The sequence below is a fragment of the Limosilactobacillus oris DSM 4864 genome, assembly GCF_001434465.1.
Classification (GTDB): Bacteria; Bacillota; Bacilli; order Lactobacillales; family Lactobacillaceae; genus Limosilactobacillus; species Limosilactobacillus oris.
Genome location: NZ_AZGE01000016.1, coordinates 1 through 24,197, shown reverse-complemented (window position 1 = coordinate 24,197; position 24,197 = coordinate 1). Strand labels below are relative to the sequence as shown.

The window sequence follows — 24,197 nt, the reverse complement described above, 5'->3', positions numbered from 1 at the left end:
CGTATACTCACAGATATAAAATATAGCATAAAGCACGCTTTAAAACAAGGCACAGATAACGAGAAATCCTGAGGTTTGCGGCTACTTAATATATACGCGCTCCTCAGGATTTTGCACTTAATTATTCTGGATTTTCTGTATTTTCTGTATTTTCATCGGGGTTAGCGTCGTCAGTGACTTCGACAGTGGCACTGTCATCTTCAGTCCCCTGTGCGTCATCGTCACTGTCGTCTTCCTTTTCGACCTTCGCCATCGTTGCGACCTTGGCACCGTCATCCATCTTGATCAGGTGGACACCAACAGCCGAACGACCGGTCTGCGAAACACTTTCGATTCCAAAGCGGATGATAACCCCCTGGTCAGTTACCAGCATGATGTCTTCATCGCCAGCAACGGTCGTCATACCGACCAGTGGGCCGTTCTTCTTCGTCACGTTGACGGTCTTGACACCGAGGCCACCACGGCCCTTGATCGGGTACTCAGCAGCCGGCGTCTGCTTACCAAAACCATTCTCACTGATTACCAGAACATTATCATCCTGGTGCAGCGGGGCCGCGCCGATGACGGAATCGTTATCCCGCAGGCGGATTCCCCGGACACCGGCAGCTCCCCGGCCCATTGACCGGACAACCGCGGAATTAAAGCTCAGAGCATACCCATTACGCGTCCCGATGATCATCGTCTGCTGGTCTTCGATAACATCAACGTCAATCAGTTCGTCATCATCGTGGAGGTTGATGGCCTTGAGTCCGTTGCTCCGGATGTTCTTAAACTCCGGTACTGGTGTCCGCTTAACCGTCCCGTCTTTGGTGGTAAAGAAGAGGAACTTATCGTCATCGTTGGTCTCGTGAGAAACGTTGATGACCGCACTGATTTTTTCCTTACTGTCGATGTTCAGGAGGTTGATAATCGGAATCCCCTGGGCAGCCCGGCCGTATTCTGGCACCTCGTAGCCCTTCATCGAGTAGACCTTCCCGGAATTGGTGAAGAAGAGCAACAGGTCGTGGGTCGAGCTGGAAATCAGCTGTTCGATGAAGTCATCGTTGTGGACGCCCATCCCCTTGACGCCGCGACCGCCCCGGTGCTGGGACTTAAACTCGTCGACCGGCAGCCGCTTGATGTAGCCGTTATGGGTCAGCGTAACGATGATGTCCTGCTCTTCAATCAGGTCCTCGTCTTCGATGTTAGTGATGTCACCGACCTGCAGTTCCGTCCGTCGCTTGTCGCCGAACTTCTTCTGGATTTCCATCAGCTCATCGTAAATGATCTGGTTGATCCGTTCCCGGTGGGCCAGGATGTCCTTGTAGTCAGCAATGGCTTCGGTCAGCTTCTTGTACTCGGCCTCGATCTTTTCCCGTTCCAAACCGGTCAGCCGGACCAGCCGCATATCCAGGATGGCTTGGGCCTGCCGGTCGGAGAGTCCGTAGTTGCCCATCAGTTCACCCTTGGCAACTTCGCTCGTCTGGGATTGGCGGATGATGTTGATGATTTCATCAATGTGGTCAAGGGCGATCCGTAGTCCCTCAACGATGTGCAGGCGGCTCTGGGCCTTCTTCAGGTCAAATTCAGTCCGGCGCCGGACAACATCTTCCTGGTGTTCCAGGTAGTACTGCAGAATCTGCTTGAGGCTCAAAATCTTTGGTGCCCCGTTGACAATCGCCAGCATGTTGAAGTTGAAGGTCGTCTGCATCAGGGTCATCTTGTACAGGTTATTCAGGATTACCTCGGCGCTGGCGTCCCGCCGCACGTCAATTACAATCCGCATCCCATCCCGGTCGGTTTCATCGTTAACGTCGGTGATTCCGTCAATTTCCTTATTCCGGGCCAGGTCGGCAATCCGGCTAATTAGGTTGGCCTTGTTGACCATGTACGGGATTTCATGAACGATGATCCGTTGCTTGCCGTTCTTTTGCTCTTCGATGTCGACCTTGGCGCGGACGATAATGCTCCCCCGGCCGGTCTCGTAGGCCTTGCGGATTCCCGCCTTGCCCATTACGACCCCACCAGTCGGGAAGTCGGGGCCCGGTAAGGCCTTCATCAATTCAGGAATCGTCACGTCTGGGTTGTTCATCAGCATATGAATGGCGCTGATGACCTCTCCCAGGTTGTGGGTCGGGATGTTGGTTGCCATCCCGACGGCGATTCCTGACGCCCCGTTGACCAATAAGTTCGGGAAACGGGCCGGCAACACGGCCGGTTCCTTTTCCGTCCCATCATAGTTCGGGGTAAAGTCAACGGTGTCCTTGTTGATGTCCCGCAGCATTTCCAAGGCAATCTTGCTCATCCGGGCTTCCGTATACCGCATCGCCGCGGCGCTATCGCCATCCACGGACCCAAAGTTACCGTGCCCGTCAACCAGCATGTAGCGGTAACTGAAGTCCTGGGCCATCCGGACTAACCCTTCGTAAATCGAGGAGTCACCGTGGGGGTGAAACTTCCCCATGACGTCCCCGACGATCCGGGCCGACTTCTTGTAGGGCTTGTCAGGGGTAACTCCCAACTCATTCATCCCGTACAGGATCCGCCGCTGGACGGGCTTCAACCCATCACGAACGTCCGGCAGTGCCCGGGAAACAATGACACTCATGGCGTAGTCCAGGAATGAGTTTTTCATCTGGCTCGTCAGTTTGACGTCCGTAATCCGATTTGACATATCTTCTGTCAATGTCGTTCCTCCTTTTTCCGCTCAGCCCCGACTACAAGTCAAGGTTTTCAACAAACTTGGCGTTTTGCTCGATAAAGTCCCGCCGCGGGCCAACCTTGGTTCCCATCAGCATTGGGAAAATTTCGTTGGCCTGTTCGGCGTCGTCTAACTGAACCCGGAGTAAGTGCCGGTTTTCTGGATCCATCGTGGTCTCCCACAGCTGTTCGGCATCCATTTCACCAAGCCCCTTGTACCGCTGGATAACCGGCTTCGGGCTCGGTTGCAGGGAACTGACAACTTGTTCCAGCTCCTCGTCGGATTCGATGTAGCGGACAAACTTTCCTTGCCGCACTTGGTACAGCGGTGGCTGGGCAATGTAGACGTAGCCATGGGTAATCATTGGCCGCATGAAGCGGTAAATCAGGGTCAGCAGCAGGGTCCGAATGTGGGCCCCGTCGACATCGGCATCGGTCATGATAATCAGCTTGTGGTAGTTGGCCTTGTCAATATCGAAGTCCTCGCCAAAGCCGGTACCCAGGGCCGTAAAGAGGGAGCGAATTTCTTCGTTAGCCAGTACCCGGTCCAGGGTTGCCTTTTCGACGTTCAAAATCTTCCCCCGAATCGGCAGGATGGCCTGGGTCAGCCGCGACCGCCCCTGCTTGGCAGAACCACCGGCGGAGTCCCCCTCGACGATGAATAATTCTGAGATATTCGGGTCCTTACTGGTGTTATCCGCCAGTTTGCCGGGCAGGTTAGAGATTTCCAACCCGCTCTTCTTCCGAGTTACTTCCCGGGCCCGCTTGGCTGCCACCCGAGCCTTGGAAGCCAGCTGCCCCTTTTCAATAATCTGCCGGGCTTCATCCGGGTGTTCCATTAAGAAGCGGTTGAAGGTCGCCGCAAAGACGTGGTCCGTGGCCGTCCGAGCATCGGAGTTCCCCAGCTTGGTCTTGGTCTGACCCTCAAACTGTGGATCGGGGTGCTTGATGGAAACAACCGCCGTCATCCCTTCACGTACGTCATCCCCGGACAGAGTTTCGTTGCTCTTCAAGATGTTCGTCTTGTGCCCGTAATCGTTAATTACCCGGGTCAGGGCCATCTTGAAGCCGGTCTCGTGGGTTCCCCCTTCGTAAGTGTGGATGTTGTTGGTAAAGGTCAACAGCTCACTGCGGTAGGAGTCGGTGTACTGGAGCGACACTTCAACGGTAATGCCGTTTTCCTTGCCCTCTACGTAAATTGGCGGCTCAAACAGGGTCGTCTTGTCCTCGTTCAAGTAGTCGACGTAGTGGCGAATCCCACCCTCATAGTGGAAGTCCTGCCGTTCTGGCTCGTCATCGCGCTTATCCTCAATGGTAATCTTGAGGCCCTTGTTCAGGAAGGCCAGTTCACGCAGGCGGTTCGTCAGGGTCTTGATGTTGTAAACCGTGGTTTCGCGGAAAATTGCCGGATCCGGCTTGAAGTGCACGGTCGTCCCGTGGATGTCTTCTGCCAGGTGGTCGTTAATGACCTTCATGGAAGTCTTAACGTGCCCGTGGTCGAAGTCCATGTAGTATTCCTTTCCCTGCCGAGCAACCTTCACGTCTAGTTCAGTGGACAGGGCGTTAACTACCGAGGCCCCGACCCCGTGCAAACCACCGGAGACCTTGTAGCCACCGCCGCCAAACTTTCCCCCAGCGTGGAGGACCGTGAAGACCGTTTCCAGAGCGGACTTACCAGTCTGGCCTTGGATGTCGACCGGAATCCCCCGTCCGTTGTCGCGAACGGTAATACTGTTATCCGGGTTGACTTCGACGTTGATTTCGGTACAAAAACCGGCTAGGGCTTCGTCGATCCCATTGTCGACGATTTCCCAAACCAGGTGGTGCAGCCCCTGGGCTGAGGTAGAACCGATGTACATTCCGGGCCGCTTACGAACAGCGTCTAATCCCTTTAAAACCTGAATTTGACTAGCATCGTATTCACTAGCAAGTTGCGCCTTGGTTTCCTTTTGTTCGTCGCTCACTATTCTTCCTCCTTAATCAAAGTGCCATTCTTAATGTTAAAAATCGTGGGTTCATTAATCAGCTGCCGGGCAACGTCACTCAGACTGGTCGTCGTCAAAAAGGTCTGAACCTTATCCTGGATTGCCGTTAACAAGTGCGTCTGACGGACCGTATCCAGTTCTGAGAGGACATCATCAAGGAGGAGCAACGGGTACTCACCAGTCTGCTCCTTCATCAGGTCAATCTCCGCCAATTTTACCGCCAGGGCCGTTGTCCTTTGCTGCCCTTGGGAGCCGAACGATTGAACGTTCTTGCCGTTGACCAGGAAACGGATATCGTCCCGCTGGGGGCCAAACATCGTACTCCCCTGGTCAATCTCCCGGGCCTTATTCTCCTTAAAAATCGTCAGCAGCTGCTGGTAGGCATCGTCCACCGTTGTCTCCGCCGTGACCTTCAGCTGGGTGGCATACACCAAGCGCAGCTTTTCCGCATTCAAAGAAATCTGGTAGTGCAAATCTGCTGCCCACTTCCCCAGCTGCTGGAGGAAGTGAAAGCGCGCCACCACCAGCTCGGCCCCGTAAGCCGCCAGCTGGTCCGATAGCACGTCGAGCAAGACCCGGTCGTGCTGCTGACCATACTTGAGCTGCTTCAAATACTTATTCCGTTGCCGGAGCAGGGAACGGTACTGGCTGGCATTGTAAAGGTACTTGCTGCTCATCTGACTAAATTCCATGTCCATAAAACGGCGCCGGACTGCTGGTGCCCCCTTAACCAGGGACAGGTCCTCCGGCGCAAATAAAATCGCGTTCAGTTGACCAATATACTGGGCCAGTCGGGCCTGCTCTAAGTGGTTGACTTTCGCCCGCTTGCCCTCCTTGGTAAATTGCAGCTCCAGTGGTACTCTTCCGCTGGCTTTTTGGACAACCCCACTAATGGAGGCGGACTTCTCCTGCCAATTAATCAGCTCCCGGTCGTTATTGGTCCGGTGACTCCGGGTCAATGAAAGGGCGTAGATTGCTTCCAGCATGTTGGTCTTGCCCTGCGCATTATGACCAATTAAAACGTTCACTCCGGGAGCAAAGTGAACGGTCTGGTCTTCATAGTTACGAAAGTGATGTAAATGTAGCTCCGACAGAATCATTAATGATCACTACTTGCTTTCAATGGTTAATTGACGATGATCCGGTAGTGTAACGGTGTCCCCTGGGTATAGTTTCCGTCCGCGCCGGTCGTCTGCTTCAGCGTTGACCAAAACGGTATTTTCCTTGAGGTACCACTTAGCTGCCCCGCCGGTCGGAATAATGGCCTCTTCTTTTAGTAATTGACCGAGGGTAATGAATGGCCGGTCAATTATAATTTTTTTCATTTCCACTGCTATTTCACCTACTTTACTCCATCTATTATATCACAATCACAAGCTATTTTCCCTCATTAGCCCATCTCAGCCATTTTCTTCTTTTGGAGCCATTTTTATCAAAAACGGCCTAAAACGGCTCAATTTGCCAATAAATTAATTTCACTAGGGTTAAACAAGTAAAAAACGGCCCTAACCACATTTAGTGGCTAAGGCCGTTAACAATCTTTCACGAACTAGAATGTCCGCACTGGGGTAATCAGGTGAACAAAGTTTTCGGTGTCTTCAGTTGGCACCAGGGTAAACGGCCGCAGAGCAGAGGTAAAGGAAATGCGAATCGTACTCTGACCAAACGAACGCAGAGCATCCTTCATGTAGTTCGGGTTGAAGGAGATCTCCAGGTCCTGGCCCTCGAGCGCGGTCGTTGCGACCTCTTCTTCCACGGTCCCGATGTCAGGAGAATCACTGCTGATTTTGACCCGCTGGTTAGCTGGCTGGATTGTCAGCTTAACCACGTCGTTGCGGCTTTCGTGAGACAGCAGGGAAGCCCGGTCGATTGAGGAGAGGAAGGTGCCCGCTTCCACTTCCACCGTGGTATCGGACGTTGTCGGAATCAACTGGCTGGTTTCTGGGTAATTCCCCTCCAGCAGCCGGGAGTAGAAGTGCGTGTTGCCAAAGATAAACAGCACTTGGTTTTCGCTGACCTGAACCTTAACATCTTCGTTCCCATCGCCCATCATTCCCGAGAGCTCATCCAGACTCTTTCCTGGAATAATGATGTCGAAATTGATGCTGCTGTCGACATTTTCCAAGGCCACTTTTCGTTGCGCCAAGCGGTGACTATCGGTTGCGACTGCCGTCAGCAGGCCGTCCTTTAACGTAAAGTGGACCCCGGCAAGGATCGGCCGACTTTCCTGCTTAGATACTGCGATAACCGTTTGCCGGATGACTTCTTTGAGGACGTCCGTCGGTAGGGTAATCGTGTTATCAGATTCAATTTCTGGCAGGTGGGGGAAGTTGCTGGCATCCTGGCCATTGATTTGGAACTTCGCGGTTCCGGAAGTGATATCGGCTTGGAAGCCATTGGTAACTTCAATTGTTACTTGCTTGTCTGGCAGCTTCTTAACGATTTCACTGAAGAAACGGGCGGGTAACACAATGGCCCCTGCCTCTTTGACGGTTAACCCGTAGTCTTCGTCGCTTGCATCGATCACACTTTCAATCGTAATGTCGGAATTGCTCCCGGTGAGGACAATGCGGTCAGTGTCAACAACCATCTTTAATCCAGTTAAGATGGGAATAGTGGTTTTAGATGAGATGGCACGAAGAACGTTATTTAATTGGCTGATGAACGCAGTCCGATTGATTGTGAAATTCATTGGCTGGTTACTCCTTTGCTGATTTTATATAAAGATATTTTATAGTTTAAAAATAGTAGTAGTAATAGGGCCTGTTAAAACTGTGGATAAGTCCTTGAATCCAATCATACCACACCCGTTTGCTTGTGGATAACTTGTTGATAATTCTGGGGACAAGCATGGGACTTTTCCACAGCTAGGCGTTGAGCTGGTCTTTGAGTTTGTGAATGTCCTGCTGCAATTGGGAGTCATCCTTAATGGAGGCTTCTATTTTATCGATTGCGTGTAAGACCGTGGTATGGTCTTTGCCACCAAATTCTTTGCCAATCTTAGGCAGGGAAAAATCGGTCAGTTCACGGGTGAGGTACATCGCGATTTGGCGGGGCATAACGATTTGTTTGACCCGTTTTTTACCGATGATGTCGGCCTGGGTGATGTTATAGAACGACGCCACCTGTTTTTGAATATCCTCAACGGTGATTTGACGTTTGGCGGAGTGCCGGAAATCTTTTAGGGCCCGTGATGCTAGGTGGGGCGTGATGATTTCGTTGCTCAGGTCTGCGTAAACCTGGACCTTGGTCAGGGCGCCTTCAAGTTCCCGCACGTTGGTATCAATTTGTCCGGCGATGTAGTTCAGGGTGTCATTACCGATATCGATGTGGTCCTCTTCCACCTTGCTGCGGAGGATCGCAATCCGGGTTTCGAGGTCCGGTGGGGTAATCTCGACGGGCATTCCCCACATGAAGCGGGAGACTAGCCGGTCTTGCAGTTCGGGGATTTCCCGGGGCATCCGGTCGCTGGTCAGGACAATTTGTTTTTGCTGGTCATAGAGGGTATTGAAGGTATTGAAAAATTCAATCTGGGTCCCCTCTTTGTCCGCTAGAAACTGAATATCATCAATTAGCAACAGGTCGAGGTTCCGGTATTCTTCCCGGAATTGCTCGGTGGTTCGCTTTTGGATTGAGTTGATGAAGTCATTGGTAAATTCTTCGCTGGTGACGTACTTGACCCGGGCATTCTTGTTGATCTTTAACATGTAATTCCCGATGGCTTCCATTAAGTGGGTCTTACCTAAACCTACGCCGCCGTAAATGAAGAGGGGATTCATGTACCCCGGACGCTCGGCAGCGTTGAGGGCCGCAGCATGGGCAATCTTATTGCCGTCCCCCACGACAAAAGTTTCGAAATTATAGTAGGGATTTAAAGGGATGTTGGAAGTGGGGACAGCAGACGGCTGCGGTTTAGGTGATTTTTGTTCTCCCGTTAAAACGTAAATTGGCTCAACGGCACGTCCTAGTTCACGTTGAACGTACTCCTTGAGCTTTTCCGTCAGATTTTTATTCCAGAAATCACGATGCATGGGCGTCGGTAATTCAATTTCCAGACGTGTTTGCGAGAGAGAAATCGGTTTTGCCGGAGCAATAAAATTGTCAAAGGTCACCTGGCCGGTGTATTGACGAAAAGAATTTTGGATCGCTTCCCACAGAGAATCGAGCTCAGTCAAAATAATTCCTCCTAATATTTAATTCCAACCGATATTCTATCATTCTCGATATTAGTTTTCCACAGGGGAGTGGACAAGCTAAAAAAAATTACACAACTCTGTGTGTAATTTAGGATTGCTGGTGTGGATTTCGGGGAAAACGTGCTAATCGAGCGGGCTATTAACAGGAATCTGTGGAAAACTGAAGCCTATTAATATAAGGATTATCGGACTTTTACACAGGAAAACGCGGGGCTGTGGATAACTTTAATAACAGGGTGTGAATTTGGGGATGAGGTGGGAAAAAGCCTGTGAATAAGCTGGGACCACCCGGGGTGTTTACACAACGTTGTGGATTATTTTGCAAATTCTGTGGATAACTAAAAAATTTAAATATTTTTTGCCGTTTAATAATCAGTCAAAGTATGTTATACTTCCAAAGTATGTTTGAAGAAAGAATAGAAACAAACCGATTTATCAAATAGGAGGTGCAAACGCATGAAGCGCACGTTTCAACCAAAGAAGCGTCACCGTGCACGTGTCCATGGCTTCCGTAAGCGCATGAGCACCAGCAATGGCCGTAAGGTATTAGCACGTCGGCGTCAAAAGGGCAGAAAAGTATTATCTGCATAACCACGGCCACTTTTATAGTGGCTTTTTTTATTGTAGAGGGCGGGCAAGCAATTCAGCGAACAACGATCGTTGGCGTTGTTGTTTGCCTAGCCCTTTTTCATATCTAACGTAGTAAGGCTGGAGATTAGACATCATGAGAAAGTCATACCGAGTAAAAAAGGAAAGTGAATTTCAGCGGGTTTTTGAAACCCATAATTCTGTTGCCAACCATAAATTCATAATTTATCAGATGGCAAAACCGGGTCAGAAGCATTTCCGGGTTGGAATCTCGGTCGGTAAAAAGATTGGGAACGCGGTTCACCGGAACTGGGTAAAGCGGCGGATTCGGCAAAGCCTGCTAGAAGTCAAGCCGCAGTTGCGGTCGGATGTTGACTTTTTAGTGATTGCCCGTCCGGCGGCAGATGGCCTTGAGATGGCAGAAACAAAGAAGAACCTGGTCCATGCACTCAAGCGGGCCAACTTATTTAAGGAAAAAAGTGAGGAAGAATAGCGTGAAAAAAAAGAAAAAAGCCTTGAGCCTAGCAGCGATTGCCAGTTTGACGATGCTGCTGGCTGCTTGTTCCAACCAGCCCGTAACGAGTCATAGTACCGGTTTCTGGGATCACTACATCGTTTACAACTTCTCGCAGTTTATTATCTGGCTCTCCAACCACACTGGAGGCTACGGGATGGGGATCATCATCTTCACGATCATCATCCGGGTGCTGCTCTTGCCACTAGCCTTTTACCAGACCAAGTCGATGGTCCGGATGCAGGAAATCACGCCGCAGCTAAAGGCAGTCCAAAAGAAGTATTCATCACGCGACCGTGATTCGATGATGAAGATGCAGGAAGAGACCCAAAAGCTCTACAAGGAAGCGGGCGTCCACCCGATGGCCTCAATGCTGCCAATGATTGTCCAGCTGCCAATCATGTGGGCCCTGTACCAAGCAATTTGGCGGACACCGGAACTGCGGCACGGGACTTTCCTCTGGCTGCAGCTGGGGCACACCGACCCTTACTATGTCTTGCCAGTTTTGGCGGCGGTCTTCACCTTCGTTAGTTCTTGGCTATCAATGGCCTCGATGCCGGAAAAGAATAGCATGACGACCATGATGACCTGGTTCATGCCGATCATGATCTTCTTCATGGCCCTGGGCTTCTCCTCAGCAATCACGCTGTACTGGGTAGTTTCCAACGCCTTCCAGGTTGTTCAAACCCTGCTGTTGCAGAATCCATTCAAGATTCGCCGTGAGCGGGAAGAGAAGCAACGGGTTGAAAAGGCCCGGAAGCGGAAGATCGAAAAGGCAAAGCGCCGCGCTTACCAAAGTCGCCGGAAATAGTCGGCTGGCTCGACCAACTTAATTTAAACAAGTATCAAAACTGCCACCTTGGTTATTGAACCGGGTGGCAGTTTTTTTATCAATGAACCCGACCTACCCCTTGTTAAATGAAAGCAAACACGCTATTGTATTAAAATAAAATTAGATTTTTTTAATATTAAAAGGAGGCGGAGAGTATGTTCAGCCGAATTGGTCAGACCATTTATGAAAATGAAGCTGTCGCGAAAACATCAGATTTTACGGTGGGCTTAGAAATTGAAATGCAGCGGATTGACGGAAGCGGACAGTTAAGTCAGGAACCCTATCCGGCTGGAATTGGCGATGAACGGACTAACCCGTGGATCACGAACGATTTTTTGGAAACCATGTCGGAAACCGTGACCCCGTCGGCCAAGCATTCCTTGGACGCCATCCACTACTTGTACCGGCTGAATAACTGCCTCCGCTCAGTGCTGGCGCCAGGGGAGATGCTGTGGCCCCTGTCAATGCCGCCCCGCCTTCCCAAGGATAAGCGGACACTCGTCTTGGCAAAGATGGGCCCTAAGAAGGAAGCCTACCTGCAAGAATGGGCGAAACGGCACGGCTACTCACAGGGGACACCCTGTGGAGCGCACATTAGCTTAGGAATCGACCAACACGTGATCGAACTTGTCCTGGAGAAATTCAGCAGCCAGTTTGCGGATGAACGGGCCGTCCGCAACTACTTGTATACGGTCGTTGCCCAAGGCTTCGTGCGCTATCGGTGGCTGCTAACCTACCTTTTCGGCGCTAGTCCGGTAGCGGAAAAGGGGTATTTTGAAAAGGGGGCGGAGTTAGCGCGGCCGGTGCGGAGCATTCGGCAGAGCCGCTACGGCTTTGGAACCAAGTTTACCGGTGACTACCGCAGCTTGGCTGCCTATGTTGACCGAATTGAGGAGGGCGTAAAACAGGGGATCTTAACGTCTGACTATGAGTTTCATGGCCCCGTACGTTTTAAGGGGCACCCCGACTTAAAGAAGCTGGCTAACAACGGGGTTGAATACTTGGAGCTGCGAATGCTGGACCTCGATCCCAGCAGTGCGGTCGGAATTAGGACGGGCACCCTTCGCTTTGTCAGGTTATTAGCGAGTTACTTTATTATGCACCCGGCAATGCGGGAGGGGGAGGTCGAATCGCTGTTGGCCCGGGCCGACGCTATGAACATGGCAATTGCCGAGGAATCGCCAACGGCGCCCAGCCAGTACCAAAGCACTGCTCTGGCCATGATTCGGCACCTTGAACACTACGCTAGCCAGATTCAGCTGGGTCCTGAGTATCTGGAGGTCCTGGATGACCTTGAGGAACGAATCGTCAACCCGGCGAATACGCCGAGCGCGCGCCTGCTAGCGTATGTCAAAGATGGTTCACTCGAAGAATATGCCCTCCGCCGGGCACGCCGTTATCAGCAAGCTGCTTTAGGAATGCTGCACCCGTTCCGGGGCTTTGAGGAGGGACGGGTTTACACGGCGGATGAACTGCGCGCGGCCCTGGCCTGGTAAGAAAGTCCCTAACCGGCAAAGTGGTTAGTACGATACAGAAAAGCCTTCACCGTCTGGTTTTCCAGATGGTGAAGGCTTTTGCGCTCTGTACAACCTGCTTCGTTTTTAACGCCGGGCCGCGGCTCGCTGGAGCAGGTCGGCAAACAGATGTTGCGATGACGGATCATGTTTGAACATGTTCTCGGGATGCCATTGGACGGCGAGAATCTGGTCCGAGCTGACGGATTCCACGGCTTCTGGCACCTGGTCGTCGGCACTGGCCGTAACGTGCAGGCCGGGGGCGATTTGGTGCAGTGCCTGGTGGTGGCGCGAGTTAACGTAGGCGCGGCGGCCAGTGAGCTTGAACAGGCGGCTTTCCGGGGCTACGTTGATGTGGTGGGAGGGAAGGTTGCCTGGGGCGTCTTGGGAGTGTTTGAGGGTTTGCCGCGGATCTTCAGACAGGTCCTGGTAGACCGAACCACCAAGGGCGATATTGATGAGCTGCATTCCCCGACAAATTCCCATGATTGCCTTGTTTGCGGCCACAGCCTCTTTAAGCAGGGCGACTTCAAAGCGGTCCCGCTTTAGGTAGGTGGGTCCTAGTTTGAGGTGCGGCTCTTCGTTAAAGAAGGTTGGGTCGACGTCCGCACCGCCGGCAAAAATAATCCCGTCAAAGAGGTCCAGGTAGCTGGCTGCAAGTTCGGGCGCGACGCTGGGGAAGATAACCGGGACGCCGCCGGATTTAAGCACTGCTTCGATTAACGGCCGGGGCGCAAAGGCCGCGTTACGTTCGTTAATAATATTCGTTGCCTCAGTGAGGGTATCGGCGGGAATCGCGATTCGGGGTTGCATAGGAATCCTCCTTAATTCTAATTAAAATTTAATCAATATTATAAATTAAAATCCCGTGCGTGCAAAGAAAAATGTTGCCAGCGTCCTGACTGGTCATGGCGGAGAAAAGGGTGGTATTCTTAATATAATAACGTCAAATTCGGGGAGGAACTATCAATGGTAGTTTATACGGGTAAAACAGTGAAGGAAGCAATTCAACAGGCGAGCCGGTCACTGCATCAGCCAGAAGCGGCGCTCAAGGTTGAAGTGCTTGAACAGCCCCGCCGCGGCTTCTTGGGGATTGGTCGCCGACCAGCTAAAATCGAGGCGACGATTAAGCCGCCAAAAACGACGCCGGCGCCGCAACCAGTAACTCCTGCGCCGGCTGCCGCCCCGGTTAAGCCAGTTGCTGACCAGGGCCGGTCAGTGTCTGCCGCGGTCGTTCATCCTAATCATCCGCTTGAGGAGGGGGATGACCAGGATCCGGCAGTGGTTAAGGCCCGGCACGAAGCTAACATTCGCCACACCCGGAACGCTGGTCAGCAGTTAACGGCTTACCTGAAAAAAGTATTTGCGGATCTGGGAATTGAGACTGACCCCCAGCTTAGCAAGGTTGGCGCCCATTCGGTCATGATCAATATTAAAACGGCCAATTCGGGACGGGTAATCGGGCGACACGGTTCCCGGATCAACGCGCTGGAACAGGTCAGCGCGGCCTTTATGAACTATCATGGTGCCCCAAAGACGAGTGTGGTTCTGGACACGTCAAACTACCGGCAACGGCGGCGGGAAGCCCTCCATCAAATTGCGGAACGGGCAGCGACCGAAGTAGTTGCGAGTGGAAAAGCGGTTTTCCTGGACCCGATGCCAGCGCGGGAACGCAAGCAGCTGCACCAGGAGTTAGAAAGTGATGACCACGTGCGCACCTATTCGCACGGGCGGGAACCCTACCGGAGCGTGGTTATTGCCCCAAAAAATTAGTTATTGATTGACATTTACTGGTGAAGCCCTTAGAATATGGGCGATTATAAAAATTGAGTTGTTAAAGTAGTGAAAGTGCTTTGACCATGTTAGCGGAATGCGCGGCGTGGACTAGCACTTTTTTTATTGAAAGGAGTAGAAAATAGTGGCGAATAGTGAAAATGACACCATTGCGGCGATCTCGACCCCGGTTGGCGAGGGGGGCATTTCAATTATTCGGATTAGCGGCGAAGACGCGGTGGCAGTTGCCAAGCGGCTGTATCGTGGCAGCAAGGACCTGGACCAGGTTGCCAGCCATACCATTAACTATGGGCACATTGTCGACCCGGACACGGGCGCCGAAGTGGATGAGGTAATGGTTTCCGTGATGCGGGCGCCGCACACCTATACCTGCGAAGATGTGATTGAAATCAACTGTCACGGGGGATTGCTGGCGACTAACCGGATTTTACAGTTAGTCCTGAGTTACGGTGCCCGAATGGCTGAACCAGGCGAATTTACCAAACGGGCCTTCTTAAATGGCCGGATTGACCTATCACAGTCCGAAGCGGTAATGGACCTGATTCGGGCTAAAACCGATAAGTCGATGAAGGTGACCCTGAACCAGCTGGATGGGGACCTGTCGCGGCTGATTCGTCACTTGCGACAAGATATTTTGGATGTCCTGGCCCAGGTCGAGGTCAATATCGACTATCCGGAATACGACGCGGTCGAAGAGATGACCACCAAGATGTTGAAGGAGAAGGCGCTTGATATTCAACAGCGGATCCAGGCCCTGTTAAAGACTGCCAAGCAGGGGAAGGTCCTCCGGGAGGGACTGGCGACGGCGATTATCGGCCGCCCCAATGTCGGCAAGTCTAGCCTGTTAAACACCCTGCTGCATGAGGATAAGGCCATCGTGACTGACGTGGCGGGAACCACCCGGGACGTGATCGAGGAGTACGTCAATGTTGATGGGGTACCGTTGAAATTGATTGATACCGCTGGAATCCGCGACACCGACGACACGGTCGAAAAAATCGGGGTCGAGCGGAGTAAGAAGGCCCTCGATGCCGCCGACTTGATCCTCCTGCTGATTGATAGCTCCGCGCCGTTGACGGCGGAGGACCGTGAACTGCTAACGGCAACCCAAGGCAAGCAGCGGATCGTGATCTTAAACAAGACCGACCTGCCGCGCCAGGTGGACCTTGATGAGCTGAAAAAGTTGACGGCTGGGGATGCCCTGATTGAAACCTCGATTGTTAAGCACGAGGGGATGGACCAGCTTGGTCAGCAAATCAGCAGGATGTTTTTTAACGAAGGGATCGAAAGCAGTCAAAACAACGTGATGGTTACCAATGCCCGCCACATTGGCCTGCTCCACCAGGCAAATGCTGCGCTGAGCGATGTCTTGAAGGGAATCAATGCCGGGATGCCGGTGGACCTGGTGCAAATTGACATGACCCGGTGCTGGGACCTCCTGGGGGAAATTACCGGGGATTCGTACCAGGACGAGCTGCTTGATCAGTTGTTTAGTCAATTCTGTCTAGGAAAGTAGGGAAAATTGTGAAGTCGAGTGAATCATTGAAGACTAGCGCTGCCGTTCAGTACGAGGGTGGCGACTATGACGTAATTGTTGTTGGTGCCGGACACGCCGGGAGTGAGGCCGCCCTGGCCGCTGCCCGGATGGGGAATAAGACCCTGCTGGTCACCATCAATCTGGACATGGTAGCCTTTATGCCATGTAACCCATCCGTCGGCGGCCCCGCCAAAGGAATTGTGGTCCGGGAAATTGATGCCCTGGGTGGTGAGATGGGCCATAACATTGACAAGACCTATGTCCAGATGCGGATGCTGAATACCGGGAAGGGTCCGGCAGTCCGCGCATTGCGGGCCCAGGCCGATAAGCACGCCTACCACCGTCAAATGAAGCTGACCATTGAAAATGAGCCCAATCTGACCCTCCGCCAGGGAACCGTCGACCAATTGATCGTCAAAGATGGCGTCTGCAAGGGGGTTGTTACCAACACCGGGGCACGCTACCACGCTAAGGCGGTGGTCCTGACTGTCGGGACCGCGGCCCGGGGCAAGATTATCATTGGTGAATTGCAATACCAGTCCGGCCCGAACAATTCTAAGTCGGCGGTTAAGCTCTCCGAGAACCTGGAGGAACTGGGCTTTGACCTGGAACGGTTCAAGACCGGGACGCCACCGCGGGTCAACGGGAAGAGCATTCAATTTGACGAAACCGAGGAGCAGCCGGGAGATGCTGCCCCGCACCACTTTAGTTTTGATACTCCGGATAGCAGCTACATTGCCGTCACCGACCAGCTGGCCTGCTGGCTGACCTACACCAACGAGGGGACCCACGGAATCATCCGGGCCAACCTGGACCGGGCGCCGATGTTCTCCGGGGTTATTAAGGGGGTCGGTCCCCGTTACTGTCCGTCAATTGAGGATAAGATCGTGCGCTTTGCCGATAAGTCCCGCCACCAGGTCTTCTTGGAACCCGAGGGTCGGGATACGGATGAATATTATCTTGATGGGATTTCCACCTCGATGCCGGAAGAAGTCCAGCAAAAGATTGTTCACTCCATTAAGGGGCTGGAAAAGTCTGAACTAATGCGGCCGGGCTACGCGATTGAATACGACGTCGTGGCGCCGTACCAGTTGCGGCCAACGTTGGAAACCAAGCTAGTTCAGAACCTCTACACGGCCGGTCAGACAAACGGGACGTCCGGGTATGAAGAGGCAGCCGGCCAGGGCTTGATTGCCGGCATCAACGCCGGCCTCCGCGCTCAGGGGAAAGGCCCGTTCGTTCTCGGCCGGTCTGACGCCTACATTGGGGTCATGATTGACGACCTGGTGACCAAGGGAACTAAGGAACCTTACCGTCTGTTGACTAGCCGGGCCGAATACCGGTTGATTTTGCGTCATGATAATGCCGACTTCCGCTTGATGGAGAAGGGACACGCGGTGGGCTTAGTTTCCGACGAGCGCCTGGCTAAGATGGAAGCTAAGAAGGCCGCCGTGGCTGCTGAAATCAAGCGCCTGGAAACTATCAAGTTCAAGCCAAGTGACGAAGCAGTCAACGACTTTATCGAAGAGCACGGTGATAACCGTCTCAAGGATGCTATTTCCGCGGCGGACCTGATCAAGCGGCCGTACGTGGACTACCAAACATTGACCCGGTTTATCCCGGCCCCGGCAGAAGAATTGGACCGCCACGTGATTGAACAAGTGGAAATCCAGCTCAAGTACGCTGGCTACATCAAAAAGGAAGAGCAGAAGGTTGACCGGATGAAGCGGATGGAAGCCAAGCGGATTCCGGACAGCATTGACTACAACGACATTGACGGCCTGGCAACTGAGGGGCGGCAAAAGTTGGAGAAAATCCGTCCGGCGACCCTGGCCCAGGCTTCCCGGATTTCCGGGGTTAACCCGGCCGACTTGGCAATTCTGAGTGTTTATATTCGACAAGGGAAATTTTCCAAGGCTGACCGACAATAATTTCCCGGGAAATATTAAGCAACGGCGACGGGAAAAGAAATTATTTCCGGTCGCCCCTTTTTCGATCCGGGGAAAATAAAAGGATTGCTTAAACTTAGGCAATATCCAATTATTAAGTGCCCGAGTATGATATAATTTAGGTTCGAGTTTTGATCTGAAGAAAATAGCAAATTCTGAATGAAAGAAGAGGAACATTGCAATGTGTGGAATTGTTGCGTTTGTTGATAACGAGAAACCACAATTAAAGGACACCTTAATCAAGAAGATGAAGGACCGGATCATCCACCGGGGCCCGGACGCCGAGGGTCAGTACGTGGATGATGACGTGGCCCTGGGGTTCCGCCGGCTGAGTTTTGTGGATGTTAAGTCTGGGAACCAGCCCATCTTTAATGAAGATCAGTCCAAGATTATTGAGTTTAACGGGGAAATCTATAACTTTGAAGAACTCCGCGGCGAGCTGATTGAAAAGGGGCATACCTTTACTACCCACGCCGACACGGAAGTTATCCTGCACGGTTATGAAGAGTGGGGCAAGGACGTCCTGCAGAAGCTGCGGGGAATGTTTGCCTTCATCATTTGGGATACCAAGACCAAGGAAATGTTTGGCGCCCGGGACCACTTCGGGATCAAGCCGCTCTACTATGCCCAGATGAACGGGACCTTCTTTGTTGGTTCTGAAATCAAGGCCTTTCTGGACCACCCGAACTTCGAGATGGAGCTGAATAAGCGGGCCCTGAAGTCCTACATGACTTTCCAGTATAACGTAACCCAGGAAACCTTCTTTAAGGGAGTTTACCGCCTTCCGGAAGCCCACTACTTCACCTACAAGGACGGCAAGTTCGCGATGGAGCAGTACTGGGACGAAGACTTTGACCCAACGGACGAGAGCTTCGACCAGGCCGTCGATAACATCGACAACGTGGTTAAAAATTCTGTCAAGGCCCACACCTTCGCGGATAAGGGCATCAAGGTCGGCTCTTTCCTGTCGGCCGGGGTTGACTCCAGTCTGGTAACTGCTTTGATGCGGCCAAACAACACCTTCTCCATTGGTTTTGACAGCGGCTACGACGAAACCAAGCAGGCCCGTGAATTGGCGGCTAAGTTGGACTTAAAGAACACCGATAAGCTACTGACCGATGAAGAAGCGTTCAAGACCTTCCCGTTAATCCAGTACTACCTGGACGAACCGGACTCCAACCCGTCTGTGGTGCCGCTTTACTTCCTGAATAAACTGGCGAAGGATAACGGCTACAAGGCCCTGCTTTCCGGTGAAGGGGCGGACGAACTGTTCGCGGGCTACACGGCCTATGGCTTTAACACCAAGGTTAAGTTTATCCGCTGGGTGACTGAACAACTCAAGAAGCTACCGAAGGACCAGCGCTATAAGTTGGGAAAGTGGCTGGAAGGCAAACACTTCCACGGTTCTGAGCACCTCTACCGCAACCTGGCCCCGGCCCGGGATACCTTTATCGGCCAGGCCTACATCTTTAGTCCGGCAGAGGCCAATGAATACTTGAAGCCGGAATACCAGGATGGCCCGTCCATCACTGACCTGCTGAAGCCGCTCTACGATAAGTGTGACGAGAAGAAGCCGGAAATGAACGAGGTTGCCAAGAAGCAGTACGTTGACCTGCATCGCTTCATGCCAGGAGATATTTGCTTAAAGGCGGATAAGATGAGTATGGCAAACTCCGTGGAAATTCGGGTGCCGCTCCTGGATAAGGAAGTTATGAAGGTGGCTGAAACCACGCCGACGAAGTACCTCTTCAACGATAAGGGGACTAAGTGGGCCTTCCGGATGGCGGCCAACCGGCACCTACCAGAAGAATGGGCAACCCGGCCAAAACTTGGCTTCCCGACTCCCGTTCGGGAATGGCTTCGGGAAGAGAAGTACTACAAGGAAGTACGGAACTTGTTTGCGCAAGACTTCGTGAAGGAGTTTTTCGACCAGGACAAGCTCCTGCAACTGGCTGATGACAACTTTGCTGGCAAGGTCGATGGCCGGCGGAAGATCTGGACGGTCTACACCTTCCTGGTTTGGTACAAGCTCTACTTCATCGATAACTTCAAGCTGGATGAAAGCAACATCGATAAGGCCAAGGCAAGTGCCGAGGCATAACAGATAAGAGGAAGGTGGCGAGCGGTCATCTTCCTCTTTTTATTTTATTTGCTTCAAGAATTCACTTTTACCATAAAAAATGAAATAATAGAGTTTTAAGAGAGAAAAATAAGAGGGGTCAATAACACATGGAATTGCATGTTACGCCTGCACTAACGTTATTGCGCGAGCACCATTTATTGGATCATACCAAGAATTTAACTGATTTTACCGCGACGAGTGTTGCTTATGATTCACGAAAGGTCACTGCGGGGACTTTGTTTTTTTGCAAGGGCAACTTTTTGCCGAAATACCTAACGATGGCAAAGGGACAGGGCGCCGTGGCCTACGTGGCGGAGCAGGAGTATTCGGAAGGCGGGGACCTGCCGGCGATTATCGTCAAGGATGAGCAAAAGGCGATGGCCCTGCTCGGGGCGGCTTTTTACGGTTTCCCCCAAGATGAGCTAACGATTATTGCCATCACCGGAACGAAGGGGAAGACCACTACCGCTTACATGGCTGACCACGTCTTGGGGCGGGCAACTGACCATCACGTGGCCCTCTTTTCGACCCTTGACCGGGTGCTGGGGAACGGCCCGGACGACCGCTTTAAGTCTGACTTGACCACTCCGGAGTCGCTCGATCTCTTTCATGATATGCGGGCAGCGGTTGATAACGGGATGACCCACCTGGTGATGGAGGTTTCCTCACAGGCGTACAAGAAGCACCGGACCTATGGCCTGCACTTCGATATCGGTATTTTCTTAAACATTAGTCCTGACCATATTGGCCGCAATGAACATCCGACCTTTGCAGACTACCTCCACTGTAAGGAGCAGCTGCTGGTCAACTCCAGGGTTTGTCTAATCAATGCCGAAACGGCCGACCTGGCGGATGTATATTACACGGCCAAGGCAACGACGCAGCCAGAGGATATCTACTTATTTGCCCGGCACGGGGCGCAGGTCCAACTGCCGGAGGGGGCCGCAATCGACTTCGAATACCGGAATGACTTAGAAGACCTGCACGAAAGCGAGTTTGAACTTGCTGCCTGCACCCCAAAAGCCGAACGGTTGGGCCTCCAGCGGCGTTATAAGACCAGTGTCCCTGGTGACTATAACGAGGGGAACGCCGTCGCGGCGATTATTTCAACGGCCCTAGCGGGGGCGACCGCGGAAGATGCCGCTGCAACGCTGGACCATGTCCATATCAAGGGCCGGATGGAGATGCAAAAAACCCGCCAGCACGGGACAATTTACATTGACTATGCCCATAACTATGCCAGCTTGAAACGGCTCCTGGCGTTCTTGAAGCGGCAGACGGCGGCTGGTAAGGTGACTGTCGTGCTGGGGGCAACCGGTGACAAGGGAATTTCCCGTCGGCAGGGCTTCGGGAAAGCATTGTCGGAGGAACATCCGGACCAGATTATCCTCACGACAGACGATCCTGGATTTGAGGACCCAATGAAAATTGCCCGGGAAATAAATTCGCATATTGACCATGACCAGGTCGGGGAAATCCAGTACATTATGGACCGGCCAACGGCAATCAAGGCGGCAATTGACAGTAGCGGTAATGGTGATATTGTGGTGTTAGCTGGGAAGGGCGAGGATCCCTACCAGAAGATCAACGGCGTCGACACGCCGTACGCAACTGACAGCAAGATTGCCGCGGACTATATCCATGAAATTGAAGATTAAGTGAGGCGGAAGTATGAAAGCATTTCGGGAAACGATGAGTTGGATTGTCCCAATTGTCATTGGGCTATTGATTGCATTGCTGATCAAGCAGTTTGTCTTTCAAATTGTCCGGGTCGATGGGCCATCCATGGAACCCAACCTGGTGAATAACGAACGGGTCTTTTGCCTAAAGACGGCAAAAATTCACCATGGCAGCGTCGTGGTATTTGACGCTAACGGGGTGGACCCGCAGGTTGCCCAGAAGACGGATTACGTCAAGCGGGTGATTGGAATGCCGGGTGATAAGGTGCAGTCCAAGAACGGGAACATCTACGTCAATGGCAAGAAGATTAACCAGAACTACATCAGCATGGACCAGCGGAAAGCGGGAACCGGTGACTGGACACTCAAAAGTATTTCTGTGCAAAACAGCTGGCTCAAGCATAACGGAACCACCACGGTCCCGAAGGGCGAATACTTTGTCCTGGGAGACCACCGGAGCGTTTCCAATGACGGCCGCTACTGGGGCTTTGTGCCGAAGAGCAAGATTGATGGGGTCGTGAAGGTGCCATCATGGTCCGGGACCAAGACAACCCGGCAGAACGTCAACAAAGAGTGGCAGCACTTTTACGCAAACTGAGTAAATTAACAGCCGGCAGGTGAACCAGAGAATGATTCACCTGCCGGCGCTTAATTTTAAAAGAGCACTTAGTTTTGATGAAGCAACTGATAGCGAAATAACTCTTTACAAAAAAGTTAGCTATCAAGTGATTTTAAATGATTCTTTTGATACAAAGTGAGGTATTATTTAAGGGTAGGAGTATGAAAAATACATTCTAAACATAAGGGGAGAATAATAATGGCAAGTCACAACCATGGGGGAGCATCATCAAATTTGTCAATCCATAAGCCAATCGATGTTAAAAAATTGACATTGGGCGTGGCCTCAGTTGCTTTAGGGACCACTTTTATTTTGGCTAATAGTACGGTTGCTCACGCTGATGATGCAAATCCAAATCAAGGGTCGAGTGATAACTCAGCCATCGTTACGAATGGTGATGCCAACCAGGGGACGGCGGTTAATTTACCGGCATCCCAGCTGGATGATGATAGTGATCACACTGGGGAACCAAGTGTTCCTGAAGAAAACCTTGACCCAGCAATTGTTCCAATCTCGACTGTCGTTGGTCAGGAGCCGGCAGCAAAACTGGCAATCACACCAACAAGTGAAATGCAAAGGGAAACCGATTATCAAGCGAGTTGGAAGCAGGCGCCAGACGTTTCTAAAGTGGAGACCACGACGGGAATTGTTAACGTTCAATATACTGACTTTGAGGGTCAGGCTATTAATAAGGACTTTACAGTTCCAGTCAACGTGTTCGCGAAGGAAAGCGACTATGCCACAATTTATGGTGATCCAGCTTCGATTCCGGCCAGTGACCGGGTTCAAACGGTGATCCGCTTTTACGACCTCACCAGCAAGCAGCTCCTGCTCAACAGTTGCCGCAAACTGGGAACGATCATGCTGCCGGTGCCTTAGCTGGCCTGGGCTTGGTATCGCTCTTAGGAATGTTTGGACTAAAGAAGCGCAAAGTTGATTAATTAAAAGAATCATAAAAGCGACCCTGACGGTAATTTGTAAGAGTCGCTTTGCTGTTTATAGCGTTACCTCACCGGCCACGTCGGTGTTAAAGAACTTACTGATGGCAGCGATGTCCATACCCTGGCCGAGGCCCCACATCAGCTTAGTAATTGCACATTCTGAAGTCATATCATGGGCGGAAATTGCCCCTTCCAGCAGTGCCTGTTGGCCAACTTCGTACTTCGTCAGGTCGCTCCGCTCGTACAGACACTGACTAGCCGCAATGACCGGGATACCCTTTCGAATCAGTTTGCCGACTGCGGCCACCAGGTTGCGGCGAATAAAGGTCATCCCACCGAGACCGTAGGCTTCAATCACGATACCATGACAGCCATTATCGGCCATCGCGTGCAACAGGGTCGGGTCGAATCCTGGGAAGAGCTTGACCAGTGAAACGTTGGTATCAATGGTGGTGTTCAACCGGCATTCACCGTGGCTTGCCGGTTGGGACTGGAGAATTTGGAAACCATCGGAAGTGACTTGAGCAATCAGCGGGAAGTTAACGCTCTCGAAGGCGTCAAAGGAAGTGGTCCGCACCTTGACACTCCGGCAACCGCGCATTACTTTCCTGTTGAAGGCCAGGTAGATACCCGGTGCGCAGTCCAGCGCAGCGGTAAAGGCGAGGTTGAGGTTATCAGGGGCGTCACTGAGGGGAATATTCATCGGCACCTGACTCCCAGTCAGCACGACCGGGAGGTTAATGTTCTCCAGCATGAAGGTCAGCATGGAGGCCGTGTAGGCCATCGTGTCTGTTCCATGTGAAACAACAATCCCGTCGTAATCATTGCGGGCCTGGTAAATTTCCTGGGCAATCAGGGTCCACTCTTCCGGCTGAATGTTGGAGGAATCCATCTCCAAAATATCTTTGACCGTTACGTCGAAGGGGAGGGTGCCAAGGGTCTTTAGCAGCTCGGCACCCGACTCGCCCGGTCGCAGGCCATCGTCCGAAGCGACGGAGGCGATGGTCCCGCCAGTGGTCAGCAGCAGTAATTTCTTTGTCATCAATGTCACCAGCTTTCAATTCTGCTTTTATTTTAGTAAGCATTGATAGTAAAAACAAGATGGTGGATGAAAGCATTGTCTGATTAATCAAGGTGCAGAGGGAGAAGCCGTTACCTCCAACACCACTTTGGTCAAGGATAACTACCGCCTGCTGAGTGGGCAAGATGATCTAAATTTGGGCTCTTCGTCAAGAAGTACTGATGAGA

General features: G+C 52.0%; 20 protein-coding genes. 12 read left to right on the top strand and 8 right to left on the bottom strand.

The genetic code is table 11. The features are described 5' to 3' along the window. Window positions 1-121: 121 nt before the first annotated feature. The 6 genes from gyrA to dnaA form a co-directional block, all read right to left on the bottom strand. Window positions 122-2,653, bottom strand: coding sequence for a DNA gyrase subunit A (gene gyrA / locus FC49_RS06410; protein ID WP_039929941.1), 2,532 nt, complete (start codon window positions 2,651-2,653; stop codon window positions 122-124). Between the two features lie 43 nt (window positions 2,654-2,696). After that, window positions 2,697-4,643 carry a DNA topoisomerase (ATP-hydrolyzing) subunit B gene (gyrB, locus tag FC49_RS06405; protein ID WP_056984578.1) on the bottom strand — a complete coding sequence of 649 codons (1,947 nt, stop codon included), beginning with the start codon at window positions 4,641-4,643 and terminating at the stop codon, window positions 2,697-2,699. Beyond that, window positions 4,643-5,764: a DNA replication/repair protein RecF gene (recF, locus tag FC49_RS06400; protein ID WP_056984577.1), complete on the bottom strand. Its 1,122-nt coding sequence runs from the start codon at window positions 5,762-5,764 to the stop codon at window positions 4,643-4,645. The genes gyrB and recF overlap by 1 nt, the downstream gene beginning before the upstream one ends. A gap of 9 nt (window positions 5,765-5,773) precedes the next feature. Further along, on the bottom strand, window positions 5,774-5,989 hold the full coding sequence (gene yaaA, locus FC49_RS06395; protein ID WP_056984584.1) for a S4 domain-containing protein YaaA: 216 nt from the start codon (window positions 5,987-5,989) through the stop codon (window positions 5,774-5,776). Between the two features lie 224 nt (window positions 5,990-6,213). Beyond that, a complete protein-coding gene (gene dnaN, locus FC49_RS06390) occupies window positions 6,214-7,356 on the bottom strand; it encodes a DNA polymerase III subunit beta (protein WP_003712035.1) in 1,143 nt (380 codons plus the stop codon). A 175-nt stretch (window positions 7,357-7,531) separates the two neighbouring features. Further along, on the bottom strand, window positions 7,532-8,839 hold the full coding sequence (gene dnaA, locus FC49_RS06385) for a chromosomal replication initiator protein DnaA (protein ID WP_003712116.1): 1,308 nt from the start codon (window positions 8,837-8,839) through the stop codon (window positions 7,532-7,534). A gap of 477 nt (window positions 8,840-9,316) precedes the next feature. Here dnaA and rpmH point away from each other — a divergent pair, with 477 nt between their 5' ends. From rpmH to FC49_RS06370, 4 genes are all read left to right on the top strand, one after another. Then, the gene (gene rpmH, locus FC49_RS09775; protein WP_003665227.1) at window positions 9,317-9,451 is read left to right on the top strand and encodes a 50S ribosomal protein L34; all 135 of its coding nucleotides are present in this window, start codon (window positions 9,317-9,319) and stop codon (window positions 9,449-9,451) included. A gap of 133 nt (window positions 9,452-9,584) precedes the next feature. Beyond that, window positions 9,585-9,941 carry a ribonuclease P protein component gene (gene rnpA / locus FC49_RS06380; RefSeq protein ID WP_003712059.1) on the top strand — a complete coding sequence of 119 codons (357 nt, stop codon included), beginning with the start codon at window positions 9,585-9,587 and terminating at the stop codon, window positions 9,939-9,941. After that, window positions 9,892-10,773 carry a YidC/Oxa1 family membrane protein insertase gene (locus FC49_RS06375; RefSeq protein WP_403095805.1) on the top strand — a complete coding sequence of 294 codons (882 nt, stop codon included), beginning with the start codon at window positions 9,892-9,894 and terminating at the stop codon, window positions 10,771-10,773. Before rnpA ends, FC49_RS06375 begins: the two co-directional genes overlap by 50 nt. Before the next feature lie 176 nt (window positions 10,774-10,949). Continuing rightward, window positions 10,950-12,290, top strand: a complete 1,341-nt coding sequence (locus FC49_RS06370; RefSeq protein ID WP_056984576.1) for a glutamate--cysteine ligase — start codon at window positions 10,950-10,952, stop codon at window positions 12,288-12,290. Window positions 12,291-12,395: 105 nt separating this feature from the next. Here FC49_RS06370 and FC49_RS06365 read toward each other — a convergent pair whose 3' ends face one another. After that, window positions 12,396-13,121 (bottom strand): gamma-glutamyl-gamma-aminobutyrate hydrolase family protein, encoded by a 726-nt coding sequence (locus tag FC49_RS06365; RefSeq protein ID WP_003712091.1) that lies wholly within the window; start codon window positions 13,119-13,121, stop codon window positions 12,396-12,398. A 156-nt stretch (window positions 13,122-13,277) separates the two neighbouring features. Here FC49_RS06365 and jag point away from each other — a divergent pair, with 156 nt between their 5' ends. The 8 genes from jag to FC49_RS09770 all read left to right on the top strand — a co-directional run bounded on the left by jag (window position 13,278) and on the right by FC49_RS09770 (window position 22,949). Next, entirely contained in the window at window positions 13,278-14,081 is an 804-nt protein-coding gene (gene jag / locus FC49_RS06360; protein WP_003712074.1) for an RNA-binding cell elongation regulator Jag/EloR, read from the top strand. A 145-nt stretch (window positions 14,082-14,226) separates the two neighbouring features. After that, complete coding sequence (mnmE, locus tag FC49_RS06355) at window positions 14,227-15,618, top strand: tRNA uridine-5-carboxymethylaminomethyl(34) synthesis GTPase MnmE (RefSeq protein WP_056984575.1); 1,392 nt, start codon at window positions 14,227-14,229, stop codon at window positions 15,616-15,618. Window positions 15,619-15,626: 8 nt separating this feature from the next. Beyond that, window positions 15,627-17,570 (top strand): tRNA uridine-5-carboxymethylaminomethyl(34) synthesis enzyme MnmG, encoded by a 1,944-nt coding sequence (mnmG, locus tag FC49_RS06350; RefSeq protein ID WP_056984574.1) that lies wholly within the window; start codon window positions 15,627-15,629, stop codon window positions 17,568-17,570. 199 nt (window positions 17,571-17,769) lie between these two features. Further along, entirely contained in the window at window positions 17,770-19,689 is a 1,920-nt protein-coding gene (gene asnB, locus FC49_RS06345; RefSeq protein ID WP_003712048.1) for an asparagine synthase (glutamine-hydrolyzing), read from the top strand. 128 nt (window positions 19,690-19,817) lie between these two features. After that, window positions 19,818-21,368, top strand: coding sequence for a UDP-N-acetylmuramoyl-L-alanyl-D-glutamate--2,6-diaminopimelate ligase (locus FC49_RS06340; protein WP_003712104.1), 1,551 nt, complete (start codon window positions 19,818-19,820; stop codon window positions 21,366-21,368). 13 nt (window positions 21,369-21,381) lie between these two features. Then, on the top strand, window positions 21,382-21,987 hold the full coding sequence (lepB, locus tag FC49_RS06335; protein ID WP_003712062.1) for a signal peptidase I: 606 nt from the start codon (window positions 21,382-21,384) through the stop codon (window positions 21,985-21,987). 219 nt (window positions 21,988-22,206) lie between these two features. Further along, a complete protein-coding gene (locus tag FC49_RS06330; protein WP_003712086.1) occupies window positions 22,207-22,887 on the top strand; it encodes a Rib/alpha-like domain-containing protein in 681 nt (226 codons plus the stop codon). After that, window positions 22,848-22,949, top strand: a complete 102-nt coding sequence (locus FC49_RS09770; protein WP_081453971.1) for an LPXTG cell wall anchor domain-containing protein — start codon at window positions 22,848-22,850, stop codon at window positions 22,947-22,949. Before FC49_RS06330 ends, FC49_RS09770 begins: the two co-directional genes overlap by 40 nt. Window positions 22,950-23,004: 55 nt before the next feature. Here the strand turns inward: FC49_RS09770 and FC49_RS06325 are convergent, their stop codons facing one another. Next, complete coding sequence (locus tag FC49_RS06325) at window positions 23,005-23,991, bottom strand: asparaginase (protein ID WP_003712106.1); 987 nt, start codon at window positions 23,989-23,991, stop codon at window positions 23,005-23,007. Window positions 23,992-24,197 lie beyond the last annotated feature (206 nt).

Bases quoted from the DNA above. Each gene is read 5' to 3' on its own strand.
- lepB (WP_003712062.1), top strand. From the start codon at position 21,382: ATGAAAGCATTTCGGGAAACGATGAGTTGGATTGTCCCAATTGTCATT.
- yaaA (WP_056984584.1), bottom strand. From the start codon at position 5,989: ATGAAAAAAATTATAATTGACCGGCCATTCATTACCCTCGGTCAATTA.
- FC49_RS06370 (WP_056984576.1), top strand. From the start codon at position 10,950: ATGTTCAGCCGAATTGGTCAGACCATTTATGAAAATGAAGCTGTCGCG.
- gyrA (WP_039929941.1), bottom strand. From the start codon at position 2,653: ATGTCAAATCGGATTACGGACGTCAAACTGACGAGCCAGATGAAAAAC.
- FC49_RS06340 (WP_003712104.1), top strand. From the start codon at position 19,818: ATGGAATTGCATGTTACGCCTGCACTAACGTTATTGCGCGAGCACCAT.
- rpmH (WP_003665227.1), top strand. From the start codon at position 9,317: ATGAAGCGCACGTTTCAACCAAAGAAGCGTCACCGTGCACGTGTCCAT.
- FC49_RS06365 (WP_003712091.1), bottom strand. From the start codon at position 13,121: ATGCAACCCCGAATCGCGATTCCCGCCGATACCCTCACTGAGGCAACG.
- dnaN (WP_003712035.1), bottom strand. From the start codon at position 7,356: ATGAATTTCACAATCAATCGGACTGCGTTCATCAGCCAATTAAATAAC.
- jag (WP_003712074.1), top strand. From the start codon at position 13,278: ATGGTAGTTTATACGGGTAAAACAGTGAAGGAAGCAATTCAACAGGCG.
- asnB (WP_003712048.1), top strand. From the start codon at position 17,770: ATGTGTGGAATTGTTGCGTTTGTTGATAACGAGAAACCACAATTAAAG.
- FC49_RS06375 (WP_403095805.1), top strand. From the start codon at position 9,892: ATGCACTCAAGCGGGCCAACTTATTTAAGGAAAAAAGTGAGGAAGAAT.
- rnpA (WP_003712059.1), top strand. From the start codon at position 9,585: ATGAGAAAGTCATACCGAGTAAAAAAGGAAAGTGAATTTCAGCGGGTT.
- recF (WP_056984577.1), bottom strand. From the start codon at position 5,764: ATGATTCTGTCGGAGCTACATTTACATCACTTTCGTAACTATGAAGAC.
- FC49_RS06325 (WP_003712106.1), bottom strand. From the start codon at position 23,991: ATGACAAAGAAATTACTGCTGCTGACCACTGGCGGGACCATCGCCTCC.
- FC49_RS06330 (WP_003712086.1), top strand. From the start codon at position 22,207: ATGGCAAGTCACAACCATGGGGGAGCATCATCAAATTTGTCAATCCAT.